The organism is Streptomyces sp. NPDC001508 (assembly GCF_040298665.1).
GTDB lineage: Bacteria > Actinomycetota > Actinomycetes > Streptomycetales > Streptomycetaceae > Streptomyces.
The window spans coordinates 107,369-128,799 of record NZ_JBEPAP010000010.1; the positions used below are offsets into that span (position 1 = coordinate 107,369).

Below are 21,431 nucleotides of genomic sequence, written 5' to 3' on the forward strand. Positions count from 1 at the left end.
CTCTGGTCGTAGTTTGGCCCATGTTCACGGTCAGGACATCGGCGGCGGGCGTACTGAGTGCCAACTTGTTCAGACAAGTTTTCTGCGCCATCTCACCCTCGTGCGTACTCCTGGAGAGACCGTGACCGTGTCCCTGCCGAGAACTGCCGTCCTGAGCGGCTCCCTCGCCGTCGTAGCCGCGCTCGCCCTGAGCGCCTGCGGCGCCGCCCCCGACGACGCCTCCACCACCGCCGACGGCAAGAGCGCCGCCACCGCCGCCTCCGCGGCCGACTTCGGCGGCATGGACGCGCTGGTCGAGGCCGCCAAGAAGGAGGGCACGCTGAACGCCATCGCGCTGCCCCGCGACTGGGCCAACTACGGCGCCATCATCGACGGCTTCCAGAAGAAGTACGGCATCAAGATCGCGGTGGAGAGCCCCGACGGCGCCAGCCAGGACGAGATCAACGCCGTCACCTCCCGCAAGGGACAAAAACGCGCCCCCGACGTCCTCGACCTCGGCAGCTCCTTCGCGCTCAGCGCCGCCGAGCAGGGGCTGCTCGCGCCCTACAAGGTCGTCGCGTTCGCCGACATCCCCGAGGGCCAGAAGGACGCGCAGGCCCGCTGGTACAACGACTACGGCGGCTATGTCTCCATCGGCTGCGACGCCAAGCGGGTCAAGCAGTGCCCGACCACCTTCAAGGACCTGCTGAAGCCGCAGTACAAGGGCCAGGTCGCGCTCAACGGCAACCCCACCAAGTCCGGTTCGGCCTTCGGCGGCGTGTACGCGGCGGCGCTCGCGAACGGCGGCTCCTTCGACGACATCCAGCCCGGCCTCGACTTCTTCGCCGAACTGAAGAAGAACGGCAACTACACGCCCGTCGAGTCCACGTCGGCCACCGTCGAGAAGGGCGAGACGCCGATCAGCATCGACTGGGACTACCTCAACGCCGGCTACGCCGACGAGTTCCGCGCCAAGGGCGTCGACTGGAAGGTGGCGGTGCCCACCGACGGAAAGTTCGCCCAGTACTACTCCCAGGCCGTCAACAAGGACGCCCCGCACCCGGCGGCCGCCCGGCTGTGGCAGGAGTACCTCTACAGCGCCGAGGGCCAGAACCTGTGGCTCAAGGGGTACGCCCGCCCGGCCCTGATGGCCGCCCTGGACAAGGCCGGCACCCTCGACAAGGAGGCCGCCGCCAAGCTCCCGAGCGTCACCGGCACCCCCGCCTTCCCGACCGAGGACCAGCAGAGCAAGGCCAAGACGGTCCTCGCCCAGGGCTGGTCGAAGGCCGTCTCCGGATGACCGCCGCTCTCCCGCGCGCGGACGTGGCGCCGACCGCTTCCCTCAAGCGGCGGCGCCGCGCCCCCGGCTGGCTCGCCGTCGCCCCGCTGCTGGTCTTCACCGCCGTCGCCTTCGGCATCCCCGCGCTGGCCATGCTGTACGGCGCCTTCACGGTCGAGGACCGGGCCACGGGCGCGACGTCGTACACCGGCGAGAACCTGACCACCTCGCTACAGGGGCCGTACCTCACCGCCCTGGCCGGCAGCGTGAAGCTGTCCGCCGTCACCGCCGTCCTCGGGGTCCTGCTCGGACTGCCGCTCGCGCAGGCGGTCGTGGCCTCCCGTTCCTCGGCGCTGCGTGACGCGGTGCTCACCGGCTCCGGCGTCCTCGCGAACTTCGGCGGCATTCCGCTGGCCTTCGCCTTCGTCGCCACCCTCGGCAACGCCGGCGTGCTCACCCGGCACCTGGGCCTCGCGGACGCCGGCTGGAGCCTCTACAGCTTCTGGGGGCTGGTGATCGTCTACCTGTACTTCCTGATCCCGCTGATGGTCCTCACCATCACCCCGGCGCTGGACGGACTGCGCTCCCAGTGGCGTGAGGCCGCCCGCAACAACGGCGCCACCGCCTGGCAGTACTGGCGGCACGTGGCCCTGCCCGTCCTCGCGCCGTCGCTGCTCGGCGGCCTGGTGCTGCTCTTCGGCAGCGCGTTCGCCGCGTACGCGACCGCCGCCGCCATGGTGGGCAGCACCGTCCCGCTGGTGACCCTGCAGATCGCCGACGCCATCTCCGGCAATGTGCTGGTCGACCAGGAGAACGTGGCACTCGCCCTCAGCCTCGACATGGTCCTGGTCGCGGGCCTCGTCATGGCCGTGTATCTGCCCCTGCAACGACGGAGCGCCCGATGGCTCGACGCCTGAACCCCTGGCGCGGGGCCGTGCTCGGCCTTGCCGCGCTGTACTTCCTGGTGCCGCTCGCCGCGTCCGTGGTCTTCACGGTGGACGTGCCCGGGCAGGGCCTCACCTTCGACGCCTACACGCAGATCCTGTCCGCCGACGGCTTCGTCTCCGGCCTGCTGCTCTCGCTGGAGCTGGCCGCGGCCACCATCGCCGTCGTCCTGCTGCTGACGGTGCCCGCCCTGGTCGCCCTGCGGCTCGGCGCGCCCCGGCTGCGGCCCGTCGTGGAGGTGGTGTGCTCACTGCCGCTGGTCGTGCCGCCCATCGCGTTCGTCGCCGGGATCGCCACGGTGCTCAGATGGGGGCCCGAACACCTCTCCCGTACGCCGCTGTTCCAGACGTTCGTGGCCGTACAGAACCCCAGCTTCCCGATCGTGCTCGTCCTCGCCTATGTCGTGATGGCGCTGCCCTTCGTGTACCGGGCGCTGGACTCCGGGCTGCGCGCCATCGACGTGCGCACCCTGATCGAGGCCGCCCGCAGCTGCGGCGCCTCCTGGCCGCAGGCCCTGCTGCGGGCCGTCCTGCCGAATATGCGCCCTGCGCTGCTGAACGCGGCCTTCCTCACACTGGCGCTGGTGCTCGGCGAGTTCACCGTCGCCCGGCTGCTGGGCTTCCAGCCCTTCGCGGTATGGATCTACAACGTCGGCGGCTCCCAGGCCCAGATGTCCGTCGCCGTGTCCGTGCTCAGCCTGCTCGTCACCTGGGCCCTGCTCCTCGCGCTCGCCGGTGCCGGCGGGCGTACCCGAACCGCTTCGTCCCGGGGATGACACCATGACCGCCACCACGCTGGAGAAGGCCGTCGCTCAGCAGGCCGCCACCGTCGAATTCCGCGGGCTGCGCCGCGCGTTCGGAACCACCGTCGCCCTCGACGGGCTCGACCTGACCGTACGGCAGGGGGAGTTCCTGGCGTTGCTCGGCCCGTCCGGGTGCGGCAAGACCACCGCGCTGCGCATGCTCGCCGGGTTCGAGCACCCCGACGCCGGCGCCGTACTGGTGGACGGCGAGGACATCACCCGGGTGCCGGCCCACCGCCGCGACGCCGGGATGGTCTTCCAGTCGTACAGCCTCTTCCCGCACCTCGACGCCCTCGACAACGTCGCCTTCGGACTGCGTATGCGGGGCGTGCGCACCGCCGAACGGCGGTCCCGTGCCGCCGAGTTGCTGGAGCTGGTCGGCCTCGCCGACAAGGGACAGCGCTTCCCGCACCAGCTCTCCGGCGGCCAGCAGCAGCGCATCGCGCTGGCCCGGGCCCTCGCGCTGCGCCCGCGCGTGCTGCTGCTCGACGAGCCGCTGTCGGCGCTCGACGCCAAGGTGCGGCTCACCCTGCGCGAGGAGATCCGCCGGCTCCAGCAGGAACTCGGCATCACCACACTGTTCGTGACGCACGACCAGGAAGAGGCGCTGTCCGTCGCCGACCGGGTCGCCGTCATGCGGGCCGGACGGCTCGAACAGTGCGCGGCACCCGCCGAGTTGTACGGGCGGCCCGCCACCGCCTTCGTCGCCGAGTTCGTCGGTACGATGAGCCGGATCCCCGGTACCCTCGCCGACGAGAGGGTGCAGGTGCTCGGGCAGCGGCTGCCCGTCGACGGGACGGCCCCGGCCGCCACCGAGGTGGACGTCCTGGTCCGGCCCGAGGCCGTCCGGGTCCGCGCCGACGAGGCGGGCACCGCCCGGGTCGCCGCCACCGCCTTCCTGGGCGCCGTGGTCCGGGTCACCGTCAGGCTCGCCGACGGCACCGAGGCCAAGGCCGACCTGCCCGCCCACGAGGCCGCCGGGCTCGGCGCGGGAACCACCGTGCGGGTGTCGCTGCCCGCGCGGCCGGTGCTGGTGGCGGAACGTATCCAGAAGTGAGGAGAGAGACCGACGTGATTCCCCATCCCCGACTCCCGCTGCAGGCCGTCCTGTTCGACATGGACGGCACGCTCGTGGACACCGAGCGGCTGTGGTGGGAGGCGGTGGAGCGAGTCGCGGGACGCCCGCTGACCGCGGCCGACCAGCCCGAGGTGCTCGGCCGGGCGGTCGAGCACACCGCCGGCTGGCTGGCCGCGGCGGCCGGCCGCCCGGCCGCCGACCTCGCGGACCAGCTGCACCGGGAGTTCATGGCCCGCGTCCGCACCGGCATCGTGCCCCGCCCCGGCGCCGTCGACCTGCTCGACGCGCTCGGCCGGGCCGGCATCCCCACCGCCCTGGTCACCGCGTCCCCGCGGGTCGTGGCCGACCTCGTGCTCGACGTCCTCGGACCCGGCCGGTTCGCGGTCTCCGTCACCGCCGACGACACCGGCCGCACCAAGCCCGCCCCCGACCCCTACCTCGCCGCCTGCCGCGCCCTCGGCGTCGACCCGGCGGACTGTGTGGCGGTCGAGGACACCCGCACCGGAGTCGCCTCCGCCGAGGCGGCCGGCTGCGCCGTCCTGGCCGTGCCGTCCCTCGCGCCGATCGACGCCGCGCCCGGCCGGACCGTGCGCGCCAGCCTCGCCGGACTCACCCTAAAAGAGCTGGGCGGCATGGCCGCGGCCCGCTCGGACATAGGCCGTGACCGGCGCGCGGGCAGCGGCGCGAGGCGACCGGCGCACCCCGGCTCCGGGTGATGTCCTGGAACCTGGGGCTCGGCGGGCCGACGGACCCCGCCGGCCCCGGCCCCGCCGACGTCTACGACGCGATGGCCCCGGTGGAACTCCCCGAGGAATGAACGCGCTCAGACGCCCGCGGCCCGCGCCTTCTCGTACACCTCGGCGGCGATGTCCTTGAGGTGTTCGGCGTCGCGGGCGCTGCCCTGGAGGTCGACGATGATCTCCTCGGGGCCGACGGCCGCGTGGGCCGCCAGGTCCTCGACGATCTGCCCGGCATCGCCCTGGAAGGGCCGGCGGTCGGCGCCGCCGTAGGGCTCGGCCGACAGGGCCGTGTTCGCCCGCAGGACCGTTCGGACGGGCTCCGTGCGTCCCCGCTCGGCCGCCAGGTCCTGCAATCGCCGCCGCTGCGCCGCGAGTTGGCCGGCGCCCACGGCCACCGGCAGCCAGCCGTCGGCGTGGTCGATCAGCCGCCGCAGCGCCCGCTCGGTGCCCGCGGCCAGCAGGATCGGGATCGGTCGGGCGGGCTTGGGCCCGACCACGGCCGAGGCGATCTTGGTGATGTCGCCCTCGTAGCGCACCGGGTCGGGGCCCCACACCGCCCGGCAGACCTCGATCAGCTCGTCCAGCACCCGGCCGCGCTCCTCGAACGGCCGGATCCCGGCCGCCGCGTACTCGTCGAGGGACCAGCCCGTGCCGAAGCCCGCGAGGACCCGGCCCCCGCTCGCCGCGTCCAGCGAGGCGAGTGCCTTGGCCAGCTGGAACGGCTGGTGCAGCGGCGCGACCAGCACACTGGAGCCGAGCCGGGCCCGTTCGGTGGCCGACGCCGCCAGGGTGAGTGTGACCAGCGGCTCGGCGACCTCGCGGTAGCTGTCCGGCCAGGCCAGCCCCTCGACGCCGTACAGCCCCTGGGTGGCCGGCTCGGGGAACAGGGCCCGTTCGAAGACCCACAGGCCGTCGTAGCCGATCTTCTCGGCCGCGCGCGCCACGTCGGTTACGTCCTTGCCGATGGAGTACTGCCGCATCTGGGGAAGACCGAGACCGAGCCGGATCGCCATACCGCTGCTCCTTCGCATCGGGGTGCCTGCCGGTCAACGTACCTGCGACATACACGGCTTTCCGGGCGACGCTCGCGCAATGGCCCGATCAGTCCGGTAGCGGGGTGAGCAGCAGCCGGCCCGCGAGGCCGACGGCCGCGTCGAGGCGTTCGGCCAGCTCGTCGGCGAGGTCCCCGCACCGGCGCAGCGCCCACAGCGCCCGCGCCGCCGACCAGGCCGCGTCCCGGGCCCGCTCCAGGCTCCAGGAGCCCAGCAGGTGGGTGAGCGGGTCGGCGATCTGGAGGAGGTCGGGCCCCGGCATCAGATCCTCCCGGACGCGTTCCTCCAGCGAGACGAGGAGATCGCCCACCTGGTCGAACTCGTCCTCCAGGTCCTCGGGTGCGCAGCCGAGCGTCCGGCAGGTGTCCACCACGGCGAGCGCCAGGTCGTGGCCGACGTGTGCGTTGACGCCCGCCAACGCGAACTGCAGCGGCCGTACGCCCGGATGGCGGCGGAGCTGGAACAACGGCCGCCAGCAGGCGGGGGCGCGCCGGCCGTCCGCCGCCGCGTCCACCGCGGCCAGATACCGGTGCGCGAACCGGACGTCCAGCGCGGTCGCGGCCCGCCGGTCGGCGAAGTACCCGGCGTCCAGCCGCCGTTGCACCTCCTCGGTGACGGTCAGGTAGACGCGGTTGAAGACCGCGACCCCGTCCCGGGCCGGCAGGGCGGCGTCCAGGGCACGCATCCGCGCGACGACGCAGTCCACGGTGGGGACGGACGTCGTGAACTGTTCCAACTGCGTCATGGGGGCAGGGTCCCAGCCCCGGGCCGATCCGCGTGCCGACGGGCCCGACGCGTCCCCGGAACGGGGGAACCGGCCCGTCGCACGGGGGTTGCGCCACAGGGCGGAGCACCGCGGGCCGCGCGGGCGCCGCGCGGAGGCGCGCGCCGGAGTACGCCTACGAACCGGCGCGGTGGCCGCCCCCGTCGGGCTCCGCGCTCTCGTCGTAGGCGGAGGTGCCCTCGTCCAACAGCGGCTGCTGTCCCTTGAGATGGGCGGGCGCGAAGGCGCGCAGCGCGTGGTAGCCGGTGATGACGACCAGTGTGCCGAGGGCGATCCCGCTCAGCGAGAACGTGTCGGTGAACTTCATGGAGACGTTGCCGACGCCGATGATGATGCCGGCGGCGGCCGGGACCAGATTCAGCGGATTGCGCAGGTCCACCTCGGCGTGCAGCCAGATCTGCGCGCCGAGCAGACCGATCATGCCGTACAGGATGACGGTGATGCCGCCGAGCACCCCGCCCGGGATCGCGGCGACGACCGCGCCGAACTTGGGGCACAGGCCGAAGAGCAGCGCGAAGCCGGCCGCGGCCCAGTACGCGGCCGTCGAGTAGACACGGGTGGCGGCCATCACGCCGATGTTCTCGGAGTACGTGGTGTTCGGCGGGCCGCCGACGGCGGTCGACAGCATCGACGCCACGCCGTCCGCCGAGATCGCCGTGCCGAGCCGGTCGTCCAGCAGGTCCCCGGTCATCTCGCCGACCGCCTTGACATGTCCGGCGTTCTCCGCGACCAGCGCGATGACGACGGGCAGGGCGACCAGGATCGCCGACCACTGGAAGGACGGGCCGTGGAAGGAGGGCAGCCCGATCCAGTCGGCCTTGCCGACGCCGGACAGGTCCAGGCGCCAGTGGTCGGTGAGCTTGCCGCTCGCGTCCGCCGAGTGGATCCGGCCGAAGATCCGGTCGAAGGCCCAGGAGACCACGTATCCGAAGACCAGGCCCAGGAAGATCGCGACACGTGACCAGAAGCCGCGCAGACAGACCACGGCCAGACCGGTGAACAGCATCACGAGCAGCGCCGTCCACTGGTCCTGCGGCCAGTAGGTGGACGCGGTCACCGGGGCCAGATTGAAACCGATCAGCATGACCACGGCGCCGGTGACGATCGGGGGCATCGTCGCGTGGATGATGCGCGCCCCGAAGCGCTGCACGGCGAGCCCCACCAGGAACAGGGCGACGCCGACGACGAAGACCGCCCCGGTGACCGTCGCGCTGGTGCCGCCCTGGGCGCGGATGACCGCGGCGACGCCCACGAAGGACAGGGAGCAGCCCAGGTAGCTCGGCACCCGGCCGCGGGTCGCGAGCAGGAAGATCACGGTCGCGACGCCCGACATCATGATCGCGAGGTTGGGGTCGAGGCCCATCAGGACGGGGGCCACGAAGGACGCGCCGAACATCGCCACGACGTGCTGGGCGCCGAGGCCCATCGTGCGGGGCCAGGACAGCCGTTCGTCGGGGCGTACCACCGCTCCGGGCGCGGGCGTGCGCCCGTCACCGTGCAGCTTCCAGCGCACGCCGAGGTCCATGGTGAGGTGTCGCTTTCTCTGTACGTGAAGAGGGTCCGCACCATTGTCAGGGGTACCTGGCGGTCCTCCGCCCACCTGGTCCTGCTCGTGGACTCCGTTCACATGCGTGACCCAGAGGGGTGATGGTGGCGGACGGCGCCCCGAGGGGCGCGGGCGGGCGGCGCCGTGGCCGGGCGGTGGCGACGGGCGGCAGATTCAGGGGCGTGGGCCGGGGACCGCCGCGGCCGGGCGGCCGGCCTCGGTCCGGGTCCGCCCGCCGGGACGCAGCACGCCCGCGAACACCGCGAGCCCGCACGCCAGCACGGTCACCAGGCAGAACGACACCATCAGACTGGTCGCCTGGGCCACCCCGCCGATCAGGCTGGGCGCGATCAGGCCCGAGGTGTAGGTGATGGTCGCCACGCCCGCGATGGCCTGGCTCGGATTGGGGCCGCTGTGCCCGGCCGCCGCGAAGCACAGCGGTACCACGACCGCGATGCCGAATCCCATCAGCGCGAACCCGGTCATCGCCACCGCCGGATGCCCCGCGACCACGATCAGCAGGCCGCCGGCCGCGGCGAGCACCCCGCCCGCCCGGACCGTGCGCACCGCGCCGAAGCGGTTCACCACCGCGTCCCCGGCGATCCGGGCGATCGCCATGGTCAGCATGAAACCGGTCGTCGAGGCCGCGGCGAGTCCGGCGGAGCTGTCCAGCCGGTCCCGCAGGAACACCGCCGACCAGTCGAGGCTCGCGCCCTCCGCGAACACCGCGCAGAAGCCGACCGCGCCGATCAGCAGCGCCGAACGGGGCGGCAGCGCGAACCGCGGCGGCGGCTCCTCGTCCTCGGCGGGCTGGAGGTCCAGCACCCACCCGGCGGCCAGTACGCCGAGCAGCGTGAGGACGGCCGCCGCGAGCCCGAAGTGCAGCCGCGCGTCCGAGCCCAGATGCGCGGCGAGGGTACCGGCGGCCGAGCCGATCAGGGCGCCGATGCTCCACATGCCGTGCAGCCCCGAGATGATCGACTTGCCGAGCAGCCGCTCCACCTCCACCCCGAGCGCGTTCATCGCCACGTCGGCCATGCCGGCGCTCGCGCCGTAGGCGAACATCGCCAGGCACAGCGTGTACAGGTTCGGCGCGAGGCTCGGCAGGATCAGCGAGAGCGTCCACAGCGCGATCAGTCCGCGCAGCGCGGCGCGGCTGCCGAAGCGATGGCTGATCCGGCCCGCCACCGGCATCGAACACGAGGCGCCGAACGCCGTGAAGGCGAGCGCGAACCCGAGCTGTCCCGCGCTCAGGGAGGCATGGTCCTGGATCCAGGGCACCCGGGTCGCGAACGAGCCGGTGACGGCCCCGTGCACGGCGAACACGGCCGCGACGGCGTACCGGGAGCGTTTCACCTCACCTTGCGCGTAGACCACGCCACTCATGTTCCGGCCCCTCCCTGGACGGTCGCCCCGCTGTCTCGCGGCGTAAACTATCAGGGACCCTGCCTGATAGATAGGGAGTATCGTCGCCGTCCCGGCACGCAGCGGCCGGCCGGCCGGCTCCGCCGATCTGGGAGGATTCCCGTCATGCCCGCATCCCCGAGCACCGCCCGGGCCATCAACGACCGGCTCGCCCTGCGGCTGCTGCAGGAGGAAGGGCCGCTCACGGCAGGGCAGTTGAAGCAGCTGACGGGGCTGTCCCGGCCGACCGTCGCCGATCTCGTCGAGCGGCTCACGGACCGTGGCCTGATCACGGTCGTCGGCGAGTCCGGCGAGCAGCGCCGCGGCCCGAACGCCCGGCTCTACGGCATCGTCGCGGACCGCGCCCACCTCGCCGCGCTCGACGTCCGCACCGAGGGCGTCTGGGTGCTGGTGTCCGATCTGCTGGGCCGGGTGCTCACCGAGGCGTCCGTACCCATCGCCGGGGACATCGGGACCGGGCCCGCGGTGGAGCAGGCGGTGACGCTCGTGGAGCGCGCCGCGAAGGAGGCCGGGGCCGACCGGCTGCACACCGTCGGCATCGGCGCACCGGGCCTGATCGACCCGGCCACGGGCGAACTGCGCGACTCCACCGGCCTGCCCGCCTGGCACCGACGGCTGGTCGCGGCCCTTCAGGAACGCCTGCCCGAGGCCCGGGTCAGCGTCGAGAACGAGACCAACCTCGCCGCCCTGGCCGAGCAGCGCGAGGGCGCCGCCCGGGACCGCGACACCTTCGTCCTGCTCTGGCTCGGCCACGGCACGGGCGCCGCCGTCGTCCTGGACGGCAGCCTGCGCCGCGGCGCCTCCGGCGGCACCGGCGAGATCGGCTTCCTGCCGGTACCGGGCGCCGCCGCGCTGCCCTCGGCGACGGACTGCGAGGGCGGCTTCCACTCCCTGGCGGGCGCCGCGGCCATCGAGGCGCTGGCCGACGAGTGCGGGCTGACGGGCGCCGCGGACGACACGGACGGGCCGCGCGCCGCGGGCCTGGTACGGACGGCCGTGACCGGGGCCGCCACGGCGGCCGCCGACCGCTTCCTCGACGCCCTCGCCGACCGGATCGCCATCGGCGCGGCCTCCGTCGTCGCCGTCCTGGACCCCGGCTGCGTGGTCCTCGGCGGAGAGATCGGCCAGGCCGGCGGCGACCCGCTCGCGGACCGGGTGCGGGACCGGGTGCGGCGGATGTCGCCGCTGATCACCGACGTACGGCCGAGCAGCCTCGGCGGCGCGGCCGTGCTGCGCGGCGCCCTGCTGACCGCCCGGGAACGCGCCCAGGACGACCTGTTCACCCCGGCGGACCACTGAGTGCTCCGCGGGCCGAGCCGTGCCCGTGCCGTCGGTCGGCCGCGGCGGCGTGGTGGCCGGCCGTTTCCCCGGGTTCTCGGCCGGGGGACCCGTATGACGGCCCGGCGGCGGGCAAGGGCCGTCGTCACCGCCACCGGGCCCGCCCGCACCCTAAAAGGACTAGACCAGTAAGGTCAATGGGTTTGAATCACGGTCAGGCGTCTTCCTGGCCTGCGGAGTTGACCTGGGGCGGCCCGGTGGCGAGCCCGGCGCGCCGCGCTGTGAGCCACCCCACACGACCCCCCTGCCGGGACGGGCATCCGCCGTGGCACACTGGGCGTGTACCAGAAGCAGCGCACTCCGGGGTCGGTGAAAGTCCGAACCGGCGGTTACAGTCCGCGACCCGGTCGCTTCCAGCGATCGGTTGACCAGGTGAAATTCCTGGACCGACGGTTAAAGTCCGGATGGGAGGCAGTGCGCGGCGGGCGGGCATCCGTGCACGCCGCCGTCTCTGGACACGTCCCTGGCGGACGGGTCCGTCCGGCGTCGTCCCCCGAGTGCTCATCCGCTTCTTCTGTCGTCATCGACAGGCCCCGGAGTCCGTGCCCCAAGAGGCAGGAGGACCCGGGAAGTGTTCACCGGAATCGTCGAAGAGCTGGGTGAAGTCACCGCCGTCGAGAACCTGGGCGATGCCTGCCGCTTCCGGCTCCGTGGTCCCGTCGTCACCGAAGGCGCGCGGCACGGCGACTCCATCGCCGTGAACGGGGTCTGTCTCACCGTCGTGGAGCACGACGGCGACGAGTTCACCGCCGACGTCATGGCCGAGACGCTGAACCGTTCCAGCCTCGGCGTCCTCACCGTCGGCTCCCGCGTCAACCTCGAACGCCCCACCGCCGTCGGCGCGCGCCTCGGCGGACACATCGTGCAGGGCCATGTGGACGGCACCGGCGAAGTCCTGGAACGCACCCCCTCCGAGCACTGGGAGATCGTGAAGATCGCCCTGCCCGCGGCCCTCGCCCGCTACGTCGTAGAGAAGGGCTCCATCACCGTCGACGGCATCAGCCTCACCGTCGTGACGGCGGGCGACGACCACTTCACCGTCAGCCTGATCCCGGCCACCCTCGCCCTGACCACGCTCGGCCACAAGCAGCCCGGCGACCCGGTCAACCTGGAGGTCGACGTCATCGCCAAGTACGTCGAGCGGCTGCTCCCGGACCAGGGGGCGACCCGGTGAACTGGCTCAACTCCCAGGCGTTCACCCTCTTCGGCCAGCACATCAAGTGGTCCGACATGATCGGCAACGTGATCGGCCTGGTCGGTCTCGTCTTCGGCTGGCGCCGCTCCCTGTGGAGCTGGCCGACCCAGTTCCTGTCCGGGCTCATCCTGTTCGCCGCGTTCGCCACCGCCCACCTGTCCGGCAGCGCAGGCAAGCAGGTCGTGGTCATGGTCGTCGCCGGCTACGGCTGGTGGCAGTGGAAGCGCGGCTCGGTACGGGGCGCGGACGGCCATATCGCCGTACGGTTCGCCACCTGGCGCGAGCGGGCCGTCCTGCTCGTCGCCGCGGCCGCCGGCACCCTCGCCGTGGCCGGACTGTTCCACGCCTACCCCTCGCTGTCCTGGGACCCCTGGCCGGACGCCTACATCTTCATCGGCACCATCGTCGCGATGTACGCCCAGGCGCGCGGCATGGTCGAGTTCTGGCTCGCCTGGCTCCTGGTGGACGCCGTCGGCGTCCCGCTCAACTTCGCCAACGGCTTCGCCTTCTCCGGCTTCGTCTACGTCATCTACGGCGCACTCGTCCTTTGGGGCCTGCGCGACTGGTGGCTGCGCTCCCGCAAGGCCGCGCGGCCCGTCCTGGAAGGAGCGCCCGCATGACCGCGGCACCGATCCTGTACGGCACCGACACCGACCACCTCGACGTCATCGCCCTCGACCCGATCGAGCAGGCCGTCGCGGACATCGCGGCCGGCCGCCCCGTCGTGGTCGTGGACGACGAGGACCGGGAGAACGAGGGCGACCTCGTCATCGCCGCCGAGAAGGTGACCCCCGAGATCGTCGCCTTCATGATGAGCGAGTGCCGCGGCCTGATCTGCGCCCCCATGGAGGGCGCGGAACTCGACCGGCTGGACCTTCCGCAGATGGTCGAGGACAACACCGAGTCCATGCAGACCGCGTTCACCGTCTCCGTGGACGCCTCAGCCGAGTACGGCGTGACCACCGGGATCTCCGCCGTCGACCGCGCCACCACCCTCCAGCTGCTGGCCGGCGGCAAGGCCGAACCGGGCGACCTGGTCCGCCCGGGCCATGTCTTCCCGCTGCGCGCCCGGCCCGGCGGCGTCCTGGTCCGCCCCGGCCACACCGAGGCCGCCGTCGACCTCGCCCGGCTCGCCGGGCTGCGTCCGGCCGGCGCGATCGTGGAGATCGCCGGCGAGGACGGCCGCATGCTGCGCCTGCCCGAGCTGATCCCGTTCGCCCGCAAGCACGGCCTGACGATCATCTCCATCGAGGGCCTGATCGCCCACCTGCGTGCCGCCGCGCCCACGGCCCCGGTCAAGCAGCGCGTGCCCGCGCCCGGACCCGCCGTCCGCCGCGAGGCCGAGGTCGGCCTGCCCACCCGGCACGGCACCTTCACGGCCTACGGCTACCGCTCCACCGCCGACGGCGTCGAACACGTCGCCCTCGTCCACGGCGAGATCGGCGACGGCGAGGGCGTCCTCGTCCGCGTCCACTCCGAATGCCTCACCGGCGACATCTTCGGCTCGCTGCGCTGCGACTGCGGCCCGCAGTTGGACGCCGCCCTGGACCGGATCCGGGACGAGGGCCGCGGCGTCGTCGTCTATCTGCGCGGACACGAGGGCCGCGGCATCGGCCTGCTGTCCAAGCTGCGCGCCTACGAACTCCAGGAACGCGGCCGGGACACCCTGGACGCCAACCTCGAACTCGGCCTGCCCGCCGACGCCCGCGACTACGGCGCCGGCGCCCGGATCCTGGAGGACCTCGGCGTCCGCAGCGTCCGCCTGATGACCAACAACCCCGACAAGACCGACGCACTGCTGCGCCACGGCCTCAAGGTCACCGGACGCGAGCAGATGCCCGTGCACGCGGGCGAGCACAACCTCCGCTACCTGCGCACCAAGCGGGACCGGATGGGCCACGACCTGCCCTGGCTGGACGCACCGGCCGGGTCGGGCTGCGCAAACCAGTAGGAAAGAACACCGAGGAGACACGTGAGCGGCAAGGGTGCACCGGAACTGTCCGTCCAGAACGTCGGCGACCTCAGGGTCGCCGTCATCGCGGCACGGTGGCACGAGAAGGTGATGGACGGACTGGTGGACGGCGCCCTGCGCGCCCTGCACGACCTGGGAATCGACGAGCCCACCCTGCTCCGGGTCCCCGGCAGCTGGGAACTGCCGGTGGTCGCCAAGGCGCTGGCAGGCCGCGGCTACGACGCGATCGTCGCCCTCGGCGTCGTCATCCGCGGCGGGACCCCGCACTTCGACTACGTCTGCCAGGGCGTCACCCAGGGCCTGACCCAGGTGTCGGTCGAGACCGGAGTACCCGTCGGCTTCGGCGTGCTGACCTGCGACACCGAGGAACAGGCCCTGGACCGGGCCGGCCTCACGGGCTCCCGGGAGGACAAGGGACACGAGGCGGTGACCGCCGCCGTCGCCACCGCGGCCACACTCCGCTCGGTATCCGAACCCTGGCGCTGAGCAGTCCCCGCAACCGCGTAGGGTGGGACCACCATGTCCAAGAAGACGTTCGAGGAGCTTTTCACGGAGCTCCAGCACAAGGCCGCCCACGGCGATCCCGCGACCTCCCGCACCGCCGAACTGGTCGGCAAGGGAGTCCATGCCATCGGCAAGAAGGTCGTCGAGGAGGCCGCCGAGGTCTGGATGGCCGCCGAGTACGAGGGCAAGGAGGCGGCCGCCGAGGAGATCTCCCAGCTGCTGTACCACGTACAGGTGATGATGGTCGCCTGCGGCATCTCCCTCGACGACGTCTACGCCCATCTGTAGGCCCGGACGGCCGAGCCCGCCACGGGCACTCAGGCCCCACCCCACGCAGGCCCCGTAGTCCCCGTAGTTTCTGTAGTTCCCGTACCGTCACTCCCGTCACGCGAAGGAAGCCGACCTCATGCTGCGCATCGCCGTCCCCAACAAGGGTTCCCTGTCCGGCCCTGCGGCGGACATGCTGCATGAGGCCGGCTACCGGCAGCGCCGGGAGTCCAAGGAACTGAGGACCGTCGACCCGACGAACGAGGTCGAGTTCTTCTACCTCCGCCCCCGCGACATCGCGATCTACGTCTCCTCCGGCCGCCTCGACATCGGCATCACCGGCCGCGACCTGCTGGTCGACTCGGGCGCCAACGCCGAGGAGATCCTTCCGCTCGGCTTCGCCCGCTCCACGTTCCGCTACGCCACCAAGCCCGGCACCGCGTCCGGCGTCGCGGACCTGGGCGGCAGGACGGTCGCCACCTCCTACGAGGGCATCGTCGCCAAGCACCTCGCCGACCAGGGCATCGACGCCTCCGTGGTGCACCTCGACGGTGCCGTGGAGACCGCGATCGAACTCGGTGTCGCCGAGGTCATCGCGGATGTCGTCGAGACCGGCACCTCGCTGCGCAACGCCGGCCTCGAAGTCATCGGCGAGCCGATCATGCAGTCCGAGGCGATCGTCATCCGCCGCACCGGCGCGAGCGCCGGCGCCGCCGACTCCGCCGACGACTCCGTGGAGCCGAAGGTCCAGCAGTTCCTGCGCCGGCTGCAGGGCGTCCTGGTCGCCCGGACGTACGTGATGATGGACTACGACTGCCGCGCCGAGCACCTGGAGCAGGCCGTCGCCATCACCCCCGGCCTGGAGGGCCCGACCATCTCGCCGCTGCACAACGAGGGCTGGGTCGCCGTCCGCGCCATGGTCCCGGCCGCGGACGCCCAGCGGATCATGGACGACCTGTACGACATCGGCGCGCGGGCCATCCTGACCACGGCCATCCACGCCTGCCGCCTCTGACCGGCAAGGAGGCCGCACCCCTATGTCCGCGCCGCCCGAACCGCCCACCCTGCCCGTCACCTTCCGCCCGCAGCTCACCCGGGTGATCCTGCTCACCGCCGGAGCGGCGATACTCCTGGTGATAACCGGGGTCGCGCTGGCGCTGGAACAGCTCGGCCCGGGGGAGCGGCTGACCTTCGTGCTGACCGGGGCGCTGATCTTCTGGGTGCTGGCCCAGCTCGCCCGGGTGAAGGTCGTCGCCGACGAGTCCGGCGTCACCGTCGTCAACATCGCCGGCAAACGGCGCCTGGACTGGGCGGAGATCCTCCGGGTGAACCTCCGTCCGGGCGACCCCTGGGTCTTCCTCGACCTCAGCGACGGCACCAGCCTGCCCGCGCTCGGCATCCAGCCGGGCATCGCCAAACAGCGCGCCATCGCCGACGCCGGCACCCTGCGGGCGCTCGCCGAGGCCCGCGCCGGCCGGGGCCCGGACCGGCATCAGGGCTGACTTCGGGCCGTCCACCCTGCCGCGGCGGCCGATGTCTTGATTAATCTGGTGGGCGGAGGCTTTTCCGTTGTACCTCCGCCCCTGCCGCGCCGCCCGGTGCACAGGGGTTCCTGCTACCCGAGGAGTGACCCTCTCCGGCGATGGACGGATCGTCCTGTAGTACCTGCGCCGCCCCCTCCCGACATACCGCGGAGGCGGCGGCATCATGACCACCCCCCTGCTGCTCCTCGCAGCCGCATTCCTGCTGATCCTCGCCAACGGCTTCTTCGTCGCGGCCGAGTTCGGCCTGGTGACGGTCGAGCGACCGGACGCCGAGAAGGCCGCGGCCGAGGGCGACCGACGCGCCCGCAGGGTCGTCGAGTCGCTGAGGGAGCTGTCCTTCCAGCTCTCCGGCACCCAGCTCGGCATCACCATCACCTCCCTGGTGGTCGGCATGCTCGCCGAACCGGCCCTCGCCGAGCTGCTGAGCGGCCCGGTCACCGCGACCGGCATCCCCGACGGCGCCGTGCCCGGCGTCGCCGTGGTCGTCGGCATGCTGCTCGCCTCCGCGATCCAGATGGTGATCGGCGAACTCGTACCGAAGAACTGGGCGGTCTCCAGGCCGTTGCAGGTCGCGCGGTTCGTCGCGGGTCCGCAGCACCGGTTCGCCCGTCAGTTCCGACCGGTGATCGCCGCGCTCAACGCGGTCGCCAACCGGCTGGTGCGCGCCCTCGGTGTGGAACCCGCCGAGGAGCTGGCCTCCGCCCGCACCCCCGGCGAGCTGGTCTCGCTGGCCCGGCACTCCGCCCGGGCGGGAGCCCTGGAACAGGACACGGCCGACCTGTTCGTGCGCACCCTGTCGCTGGGTGAGCTGACCGCGCAGCACGTGATGACCCCGCGGGTGAAGGTCAGCGCGCTGCAGTCCTCGGCCACCGCCGAGGACGTCGTCAACCTCACCCGGGCCACCGGACTGTCCCGCTTCCCCGTCTACCGGGAGAAGATCGACGAGATCGTGGGCATGGCCCATCTCAAGGACGCCCTGGCGGTCCCGCCGCACGAGCGGCTGCGCACCCCGGTCGGCCGGATCGCCCACAGGGCGCTGCTGGTCCCGGAGACCCTGCCCGTGCAGCCGCTGCTGGCCCGGCTGCGCAGCGAGCAGCCCATCGCGGTCGTCGTCGACGAGTACGGCGGCACGGCGGGGGTGGTCACCCTGGAGGACATCGTCGAGGAACTCGTCGGCGAGGTCCGCGACGAGCACGACGGCCAGGACCTTCCCGAACTCGCCGTGGCGCCGTCCGAGGACGGCAGGCCCGCCTGGGACGCGGACGGCAGCTGCCGCGTCGACGTCCTGCGGCGGATAGGCCTCGACGTGCCCGAGGGGCCGTACGAGACCGTCGCGGGCCTGGTCGCCGATCTGCTCGGCCGTATCCCGGCACCGGGCGACCGGGCCGAGCTGCCCGGCTGGCGGCTGTCGGTGCGCCAGGTCGGCCACTACCGGGCGGAACGGGTCCGGCTGGTGCGCACCGCCCCCGTGGCCCCGGTCCCGGAGGCGGTCCGATGAGCCTGCTGCAACTCCTCTTCGCCGCGCTGCTGGTGCTCGCCAACGGCTTCTTCGTGGGCGCCGAGTTCGCGCTGGTCTCCGTGCGCCGCAGCCAGATCGAACCGCTCGGCAGCGCGCGGGCCCGCCAGGTGCTGTACGGCCTGGAGCACCTGCCGCAGATGATGGCCGCCGCCCAGTTCGGGATCACGGTCTGCTCGCTGACCCTGGGCGCGGTCGCCGAGCCGACGGTGGCGCGGCTGCTGGAGCCGGTCTTCGAGTGGATCCACCTGCCGCACGGCATGATCCACCCGCTCGGCTATGTCATCGCCCTCGCCGCGGTGGTCTTCTGCCATCTGGTGATCGGCGAGATGGTGCCGAAGAACCTGGCGATGGCCGCACCGGAGAAGGCCGCGCTGTGGCTCAGCCCCGGTCTGGTCGCCTTCGCCCGGCTGTGCCGGCCGATCACCGTGGCGCTCGGCGCCTGCGCCCAGGGCATCCTGCGGCTCTTCCGCGTCGAGCCCAAGGACGAGGTCGAGGCCGTCTTCACCAGCGTGCAGCTGGGCCGACTGGTGGAGGACTCCGGTCAGGCAGGGCTGCTCGACCCCGAGGAGCAGGAGCGCCTGGAGGACGCGCTGGAACTGGGCTCGCGCCCGGTCACCGATGTGCTCCTCAAGCGTGAGTCGCTGGTGACGGTGCCCCCGTCGGTCACCCCCGGCCAGATCGTCCGGCTCACCGCACGGACCGGCTTCTCCCGCTTCCCGGTCGCCGCGGAGACCGGCGCCTTCATGGGCTATCTGCATGTGAAGGACGTACTCGACCTGGAGGACTCCGAGCGGGCCGTGCCCCAGCAGGTGTGGCGTCCGATGACCACGCTCAGGGCCGAACTGCCGCTGGACGACGCGCTGACGGTGATGCGACGGGCCGCCACCCATCTGGCGCAGGTGGCCGACGCGTCCGGCCGGATCCTCGGCCTGGTCGCGCTGGAGGACGTACTGGAACTGCTGGTCGGCGAGGTACGCGATCCCGCGCACCGGCAGGCCGGTGGGCCGAGGACGACGGAGCCGCGGGTGAGCGGGGAACCGGAGGAGGCGCTGGCCGGCTGAGCCGGGCCCCTTCCGGGCCGCGGGCCGCGGCGCGGGTCACCGGCAAGCCGGTCGTCGCCTGCCCCGACAGCGGCGAGTCCTGGGACGCCGCGGCCCACGGCTGGAACGGGCCGCGCCGGCTTCCGCGCCGAGCAGGCCGAGCAGCGGCGGGAGCAGGCCGAGGAGCGGCGGGAGGCGGGCGCCCGGCTGGCAGGCGGCTGCTGGTGGGTGGGGCCGCCGGCCGACGCGTCGATCGCGCGGACACCGGAAGCGCCCTGAGCGGCGCGGGTGTCATCAGCCCGCGGTCCCGGTAATCCCGCGGCAGCCGCTCGATCTCGGCCACCGTCGCCGGGTCGCGGTCCGCGGCCATCGGATGCCACCGCGTGCAGGCGCCGCGCGGCACGGAAGTCGTTGCGTGGGTCACATGGCCGACGGATCCTGCGGCCCGCGCCCCGACAGCACCTCCCCGTACGCCTGCATCAGGTCGGGCAGCCGCAGCGTCGCGAGGTCGTCCCGGGACAGCGCACCGGGGTAACCCGACAGCCGCAGATCCCGGTAGGCGCAGCTCTTCTCGTACAGGGTGCGCAGAAACCGTCCGTTGCCCAGCTCGTCGATCCACCCCTGGTCGACCACATGCCCGGCGATGGACCGCAGTTCCTCCAGCGCCTCCTCGTCCCACGCGTCCCCGTTCTCTGCGGCCAGCACCTCGCCGATCGCGGTGAGTTCGAGCGGCCGGTACGAGGGGAAGTCGACGCGGGTGGTGAAGCGGGAGGACAGCCCGGGGTTGGCGGCCAGCAGACGGTCCATGCCCTCGGGGTAGCCGGCCAGGATCACCACCAGGTGGTCCCGGTTGTCCTCCGCCCGCTTGAGCAGCACCTGCAAGGCCTCGTCGCCGTAGGCGTCGCCCTTGCCGTAGCCGGAGTTGGACAGCGAGTACGCCTCGTCCACGAACAGCACGCCGCCGATCGCGGAGTCGATCAGCTCGTTGGCCTTCACGGCCGTCTGCCCCAGATACTCGCCGACCAGGTCGGCCCGCTGCGCCTCCACGAGGTGGTCGCCGCCGAGCAGCCCGAGAGCGTAGAAGACACGGCCGAGGATCCGGGCGACGGTGGTCTTGCCGGTGCCCGAGGGGCCGGAGAAGACGAAGTGGCGTTTCGGCGGCTGCACCGGCAACCCCTGCCCGGTCCGCAGCCGGGCCATGTTCAACTGCGCCGACAACGCCTTGACCTGGCGCTTCACCGGTTCCAGTCCGACCATGCGCTCCAGTTCGGCAAGCGCCTCCTCCAGCAGGGCCGGATCGGTGGGCCCCGTGGGCAGCGGCGGCGACGGCACGCCCGCCTTCTCGCGCACCGCCGGATCGATCACCGACGGCAGCGGGCCGGCCGGCGGCAGGTCGGGCTCGGGCAGCCGCAGATCGCGGCCCTCGCCGCCGAAGAGCGGGTCGAGCAGGTCCGGGCCGTCCACGCTGTCCTGTCCGGCCCCGCCGAGCATGATCGTCGCGAGGTCCGCGGCGTCGTCGTACTCGTCGCCCTCGGCGATCGCGGCGAGCCGGGCCGAGGTGTCCATGAAGGCGGGGTCGACCCGGTGCACGGCCCGGTACAGGGGGAGGGCGGCGGCGCTGCGGCCCGTGCCCTCGTGGGCGCGGGCCAGCCAGTAGCGCAACTCCTTGCGCTGCGGCTGCTCGCTGCGGCAGCGCATCAGGGCCGCCGACAGCAGCGGTTCTGCCTGGCCGTACATCTCCAGGCGGACCCGGGCCATGCCGCCGAACAGGCCCGCCTCGATGCCGAGCAGGGCGTCGTCGAGCAACGGTTCGGTGTGCCGGACGAGCTGTTCCCAGTCCTTGACGAGATACGCGCGGCAGGCGTGCAGAAAGCGGACCTGCGGGTCGGTGTCCACGGGCGGCAGCCCGGCCAGAGCCCGGTCCAGCTCCGGCACATGGCGGCCGTCGAGCCAGTGCGAGGAGTGCGCGAGCAGCAGGTCGCGCGGGCTCTCCAGCACCGGCTGCACCCACCAGCCCAGCCAGTACCAGGAGTTGAGGCTGCGGCGGTGCCGGGACCGCTGTTCCCCGAACCGGTCACGGTGCCGGAACATCCGCAGCAGCGCGGTCGTCGTGTCGACGCGCAGCGCGTGCAGCCCGAGCCAGGCGTCCGCCATCCCGGGATCCATCCGCACCGCGGTGCGGAACTCCTCCTCCGCCTGCGGATAGGCGCCCACGGTGTAGGCGTCCACACCCCGCAACCAGGCGAGGTCGGCCGGGGCCTTGGGGCCCCGCGTGCCGAAGTCCATCACGTCCCCCCACAAACCGTGCCCCCGTTGGTTCACCGCCGGGCGGCTGCCCGGTGGCCGCCTTTGGTCGAACCGCTGTGCCGCGGACCGGAGTTGCAGGTGCGCGAAGCAGCCGTTCGTAGGTCGCACCAGGGGC

Annotated in this window: 19 protein-coding genes, 1 pseudogene and 1 riboswitch; of the genes and pseudogenes, 15 read left to right on the forward strand and 5 right to left on the reverse strand. The window is 72.7% G+C overall.

Going from position 1 to position 21,431, the window contains the following annotated elements; translation table 11 throughout:
- Positions 1 to 121 precede the first annotated feature (121 nt).
- The 5 genes and pseudogenes from ABT245_RS12620 to ABT245_RS12640 form a co-directional block, all read left to right on the forward strand.
- Positions 122 to 1,279: an ABC transporter substrate-binding protein gene (locus ABT245_RS12620; RefSeq protein ID WP_351732352.1), complete on the forward strand. Its 1,158-nt coding sequence runs from the start codon at positions 122 to 124 to the stop codon at positions 1,277 to 1,279.
- Positions 1,276 to 2,175, forward strand: coding sequence for an ABC transporter permease (locus tag ABT245_RS12625; protein ID WP_351732354.1), 900 nt, complete (start codon positions 1,276 to 1,278; stop codon positions 2,173 to 2,175). Before ABT245_RS12620 ends, ABT245_RS12625 begins: the two co-directional genes overlap by 4 nt.
- On the forward strand, positions 2,160 to 2,978 hold the full coding sequence (locus ABT245_RS12630; RefSeq protein ID WP_351732357.1) for an ABC transporter permease: 819 nt from the start codon (positions 2,160 to 2,162) through the stop codon (positions 2,976 to 2,978). The genes ABT245_RS12625 and ABT245_RS12630 overlap by 16 nt, the downstream gene beginning before the upstream one ends.
- A 4-nt stretch (positions 2,979 to 2,982) precedes the next feature.
- Positions 2,983 to 4,062: an ABC transporter ATP-binding protein gene (locus tag ABT245_RS12635; protein WP_351732359.1), complete on the forward strand. Its 1,080-nt coding sequence runs from the start codon at positions 2,983 to 2,985 to the stop codon at positions 4,060 to 4,062.
- 59 nt (positions 4,063 to 4,121) lie between these two features.
- Positions 4,122 to 4,698 (forward strand): annotated as a pseudogene (locus ABT245_RS12640) (HAD family hydrolase); the annotation flags it as partial.
- Positions 4,699 to 4,906: 208 nt separating this feature from the next.
- On the opposite strand, the gene ABT245_RS12645 reads toward ABT245_RS12640, so the two are convergent.
- The 4 genes from ABT245_RS12645 to ABT245_RS12660 all read right to left on the reverse strand — a co-directional run bounded on the left by ABT245_RS12645 (position 4,907) and on the right by ABT245_RS12660 (position 9,591).
- Positions 4,907 to 5,836 (reverse strand): LLM class F420-dependent oxidoreductase, encoded by a 930-nt coding sequence (locus ABT245_RS12645; protein WP_351732361.1) that lies wholly within the window; start codon positions 5,834 to 5,836, stop codon positions 4,907 to 4,909.
- 88 nt (positions 5,837 to 5,924) lie between these two features.
- Positions 5,925 to 6,620 carry a DUF5995 family protein gene (locus ABT245_RS12650; RefSeq protein WP_351732364.1) on the reverse strand — a complete coding sequence of 232 codons (696 nt, stop codon included), beginning with the start codon at positions 6,618 to 6,620 and terminating at the stop codon, positions 5,925 to 5,927.
- Between the two features lie 154 nt (positions 6,621 to 6,774).
- Complete coding sequence (locus tag ABT245_RS12655) at positions 6,775 to 8,184, reverse strand: uracil-xanthine permease family protein (RefSeq protein ID WP_351732368.1); 1,410 nt, start codon at positions 8,182 to 8,184, stop codon at positions 6,775 to 6,777.
- A 195-nt stretch (positions 8,185 to 8,379) separates the two neighbouring features.
- Positions 8,380 to 9,591, reverse strand: a complete 1,212-nt coding sequence (locus ABT245_RS12660; protein WP_351732370.1) for an MFS transporter — start codon at positions 9,589 to 9,591, stop codon at positions 8,380 to 8,382.
- A 144-nt stretch (positions 9,592 to 9,735) separates the two neighbouring features.
- Between ABT245_RS12660 and ABT245_RS12665 the strand changes: the two genes are divergently transcribed.
- The 10 genes from ABT245_RS12665 (at position 9,736) to ABT245_RS12710 (ending at position 19,030) form a co-directional block, all read left to right on the forward strand.
- Positions 9,736 to 10,929, forward strand: coding sequence for an ROK family transcriptional regulator (locus tag ABT245_RS12665; protein ID WP_351732373.1), 1,194 nt, complete (start codon positions 9,736 to 9,738; stop codon positions 10,927 to 10,929).
- 330 nt (positions 10,930 to 11,259) lie between these two features.
- A riboswitch (FMN riboswitch) is annotated at positions 11,260 to 11,390 on the forward strand.
- Positions 11,391 to 11,539: 149 nt separating this feature from the next.
- Positions 11,540 to 12,142 carry a riboflavin synthase gene (locus ABT245_RS12670; RefSeq protein ID WP_351732375.1) on the forward strand — a complete coding sequence of 201 codons (603 nt, stop codon included), beginning with the start codon at positions 11,540 to 11,542 and terminating at the stop codon, positions 12,140 to 12,142.
- Positions 12,139 to 12,783, forward strand: a complete 645-nt coding sequence (locus ABT245_RS12675) for a nicotinamide mononucleotide transporter family protein (RefSeq protein WP_351732377.1) — start codon at positions 12,139 to 12,141, stop codon at positions 12,781 to 12,783. The genes ABT245_RS12670 and ABT245_RS12675 overlap by 4 nt, the downstream gene beginning before the upstream one ends.
- Positions 12,780 to 14,114 carry a bifunctional 3,4-dihydroxy-2-butanone-4-phosphate synthase/GTP cyclohydrolase II gene (locus ABT245_RS12680; protein WP_351732379.1) on the forward strand — a complete coding sequence of 445 codons (1,335 nt, stop codon included), beginning with the start codon at positions 12,780 to 12,782 and terminating at the stop codon, positions 14,112 to 14,114. The genes ABT245_RS12675 and ABT245_RS12680 overlap by 4 nt, the downstream gene beginning before the upstream one ends.
- Positions 14,115 to 14,135: 21 nt before the next feature.
- Positions 14,136 to 14,621, forward strand: coding sequence for a 6,7-dimethyl-8-ribityllumazine synthase (gene ribH, locus ABT245_RS12685; RefSeq protein WP_351732382.1), 486 nt, complete (start codon positions 14,136 to 14,138; stop codon positions 14,619 to 14,621).
- 33 nt (positions 14,622 to 14,654) lie between these two features.
- On the forward strand, positions 14,655 to 14,927 hold the full coding sequence (locus ABT245_RS12690) for a phosphoribosyl-ATP diphosphatase (protein ID WP_351732384.1): 273 nt from the start codon (positions 14,655 to 14,657) through the stop codon (positions 14,925 to 14,927).
- Positions 14,928 to 15,045: 118 nt separating this feature from the next.
- Positions 15,046 to 15,921, forward strand: coding sequence for an ATP phosphoribosyltransferase (hisG, locus tag ABT245_RS12695; protein ID WP_351732387.1), 876 nt, complete (start codon positions 15,046 to 15,048; stop codon positions 15,919 to 15,921).
- 22 nt (positions 15,922 to 15,943) lie between these two features.
- A complete protein-coding gene (locus tag ABT245_RS12700; RefSeq protein WP_351732390.1) occupies positions 15,944 to 16,408 on the forward strand; it encodes a PH domain-containing protein in 465 nt (154 codons plus the stop codon).
- A 205-nt stretch (positions 16,409 to 16,613) separates the two neighbouring features.
- On the forward strand, positions 16,614 to 17,948 hold the full coding sequence (locus ABT245_RS12705; protein WP_351732392.1) for a hemolysin family protein: 1,335 nt from the start codon (positions 16,614 to 16,616) through the stop codon (positions 17,946 to 17,948).
- Complete coding sequence (locus tag ABT245_RS12710; RefSeq protein ID WP_351732394.1) at positions 17,945 to 19,030, forward strand: hemolysin family protein; 1,086 nt, start codon at positions 17,945 to 17,947, stop codon at positions 19,028 to 19,030. Before ABT245_RS12705 ends, ABT245_RS12710 begins: the two co-directional genes overlap by 4 nt.
- Positions 19,031 to 19,429: 399 nt before the next feature.
- Here the strand turns inward: ABT245_RS12710 and ABT245_RS12715 are convergent, their stop codons facing one another.
- A complete protein-coding gene (locus ABT245_RS12715) occupies positions 19,430 to 21,295 on the reverse strand; it encodes an AAA family ATPase (protein WP_351732397.1) in 1,866 nt (621 codons plus the stop codon).
- Between the last annotated feature and the right edge of the window lie 136 nt (positions 21,296 to 21,431).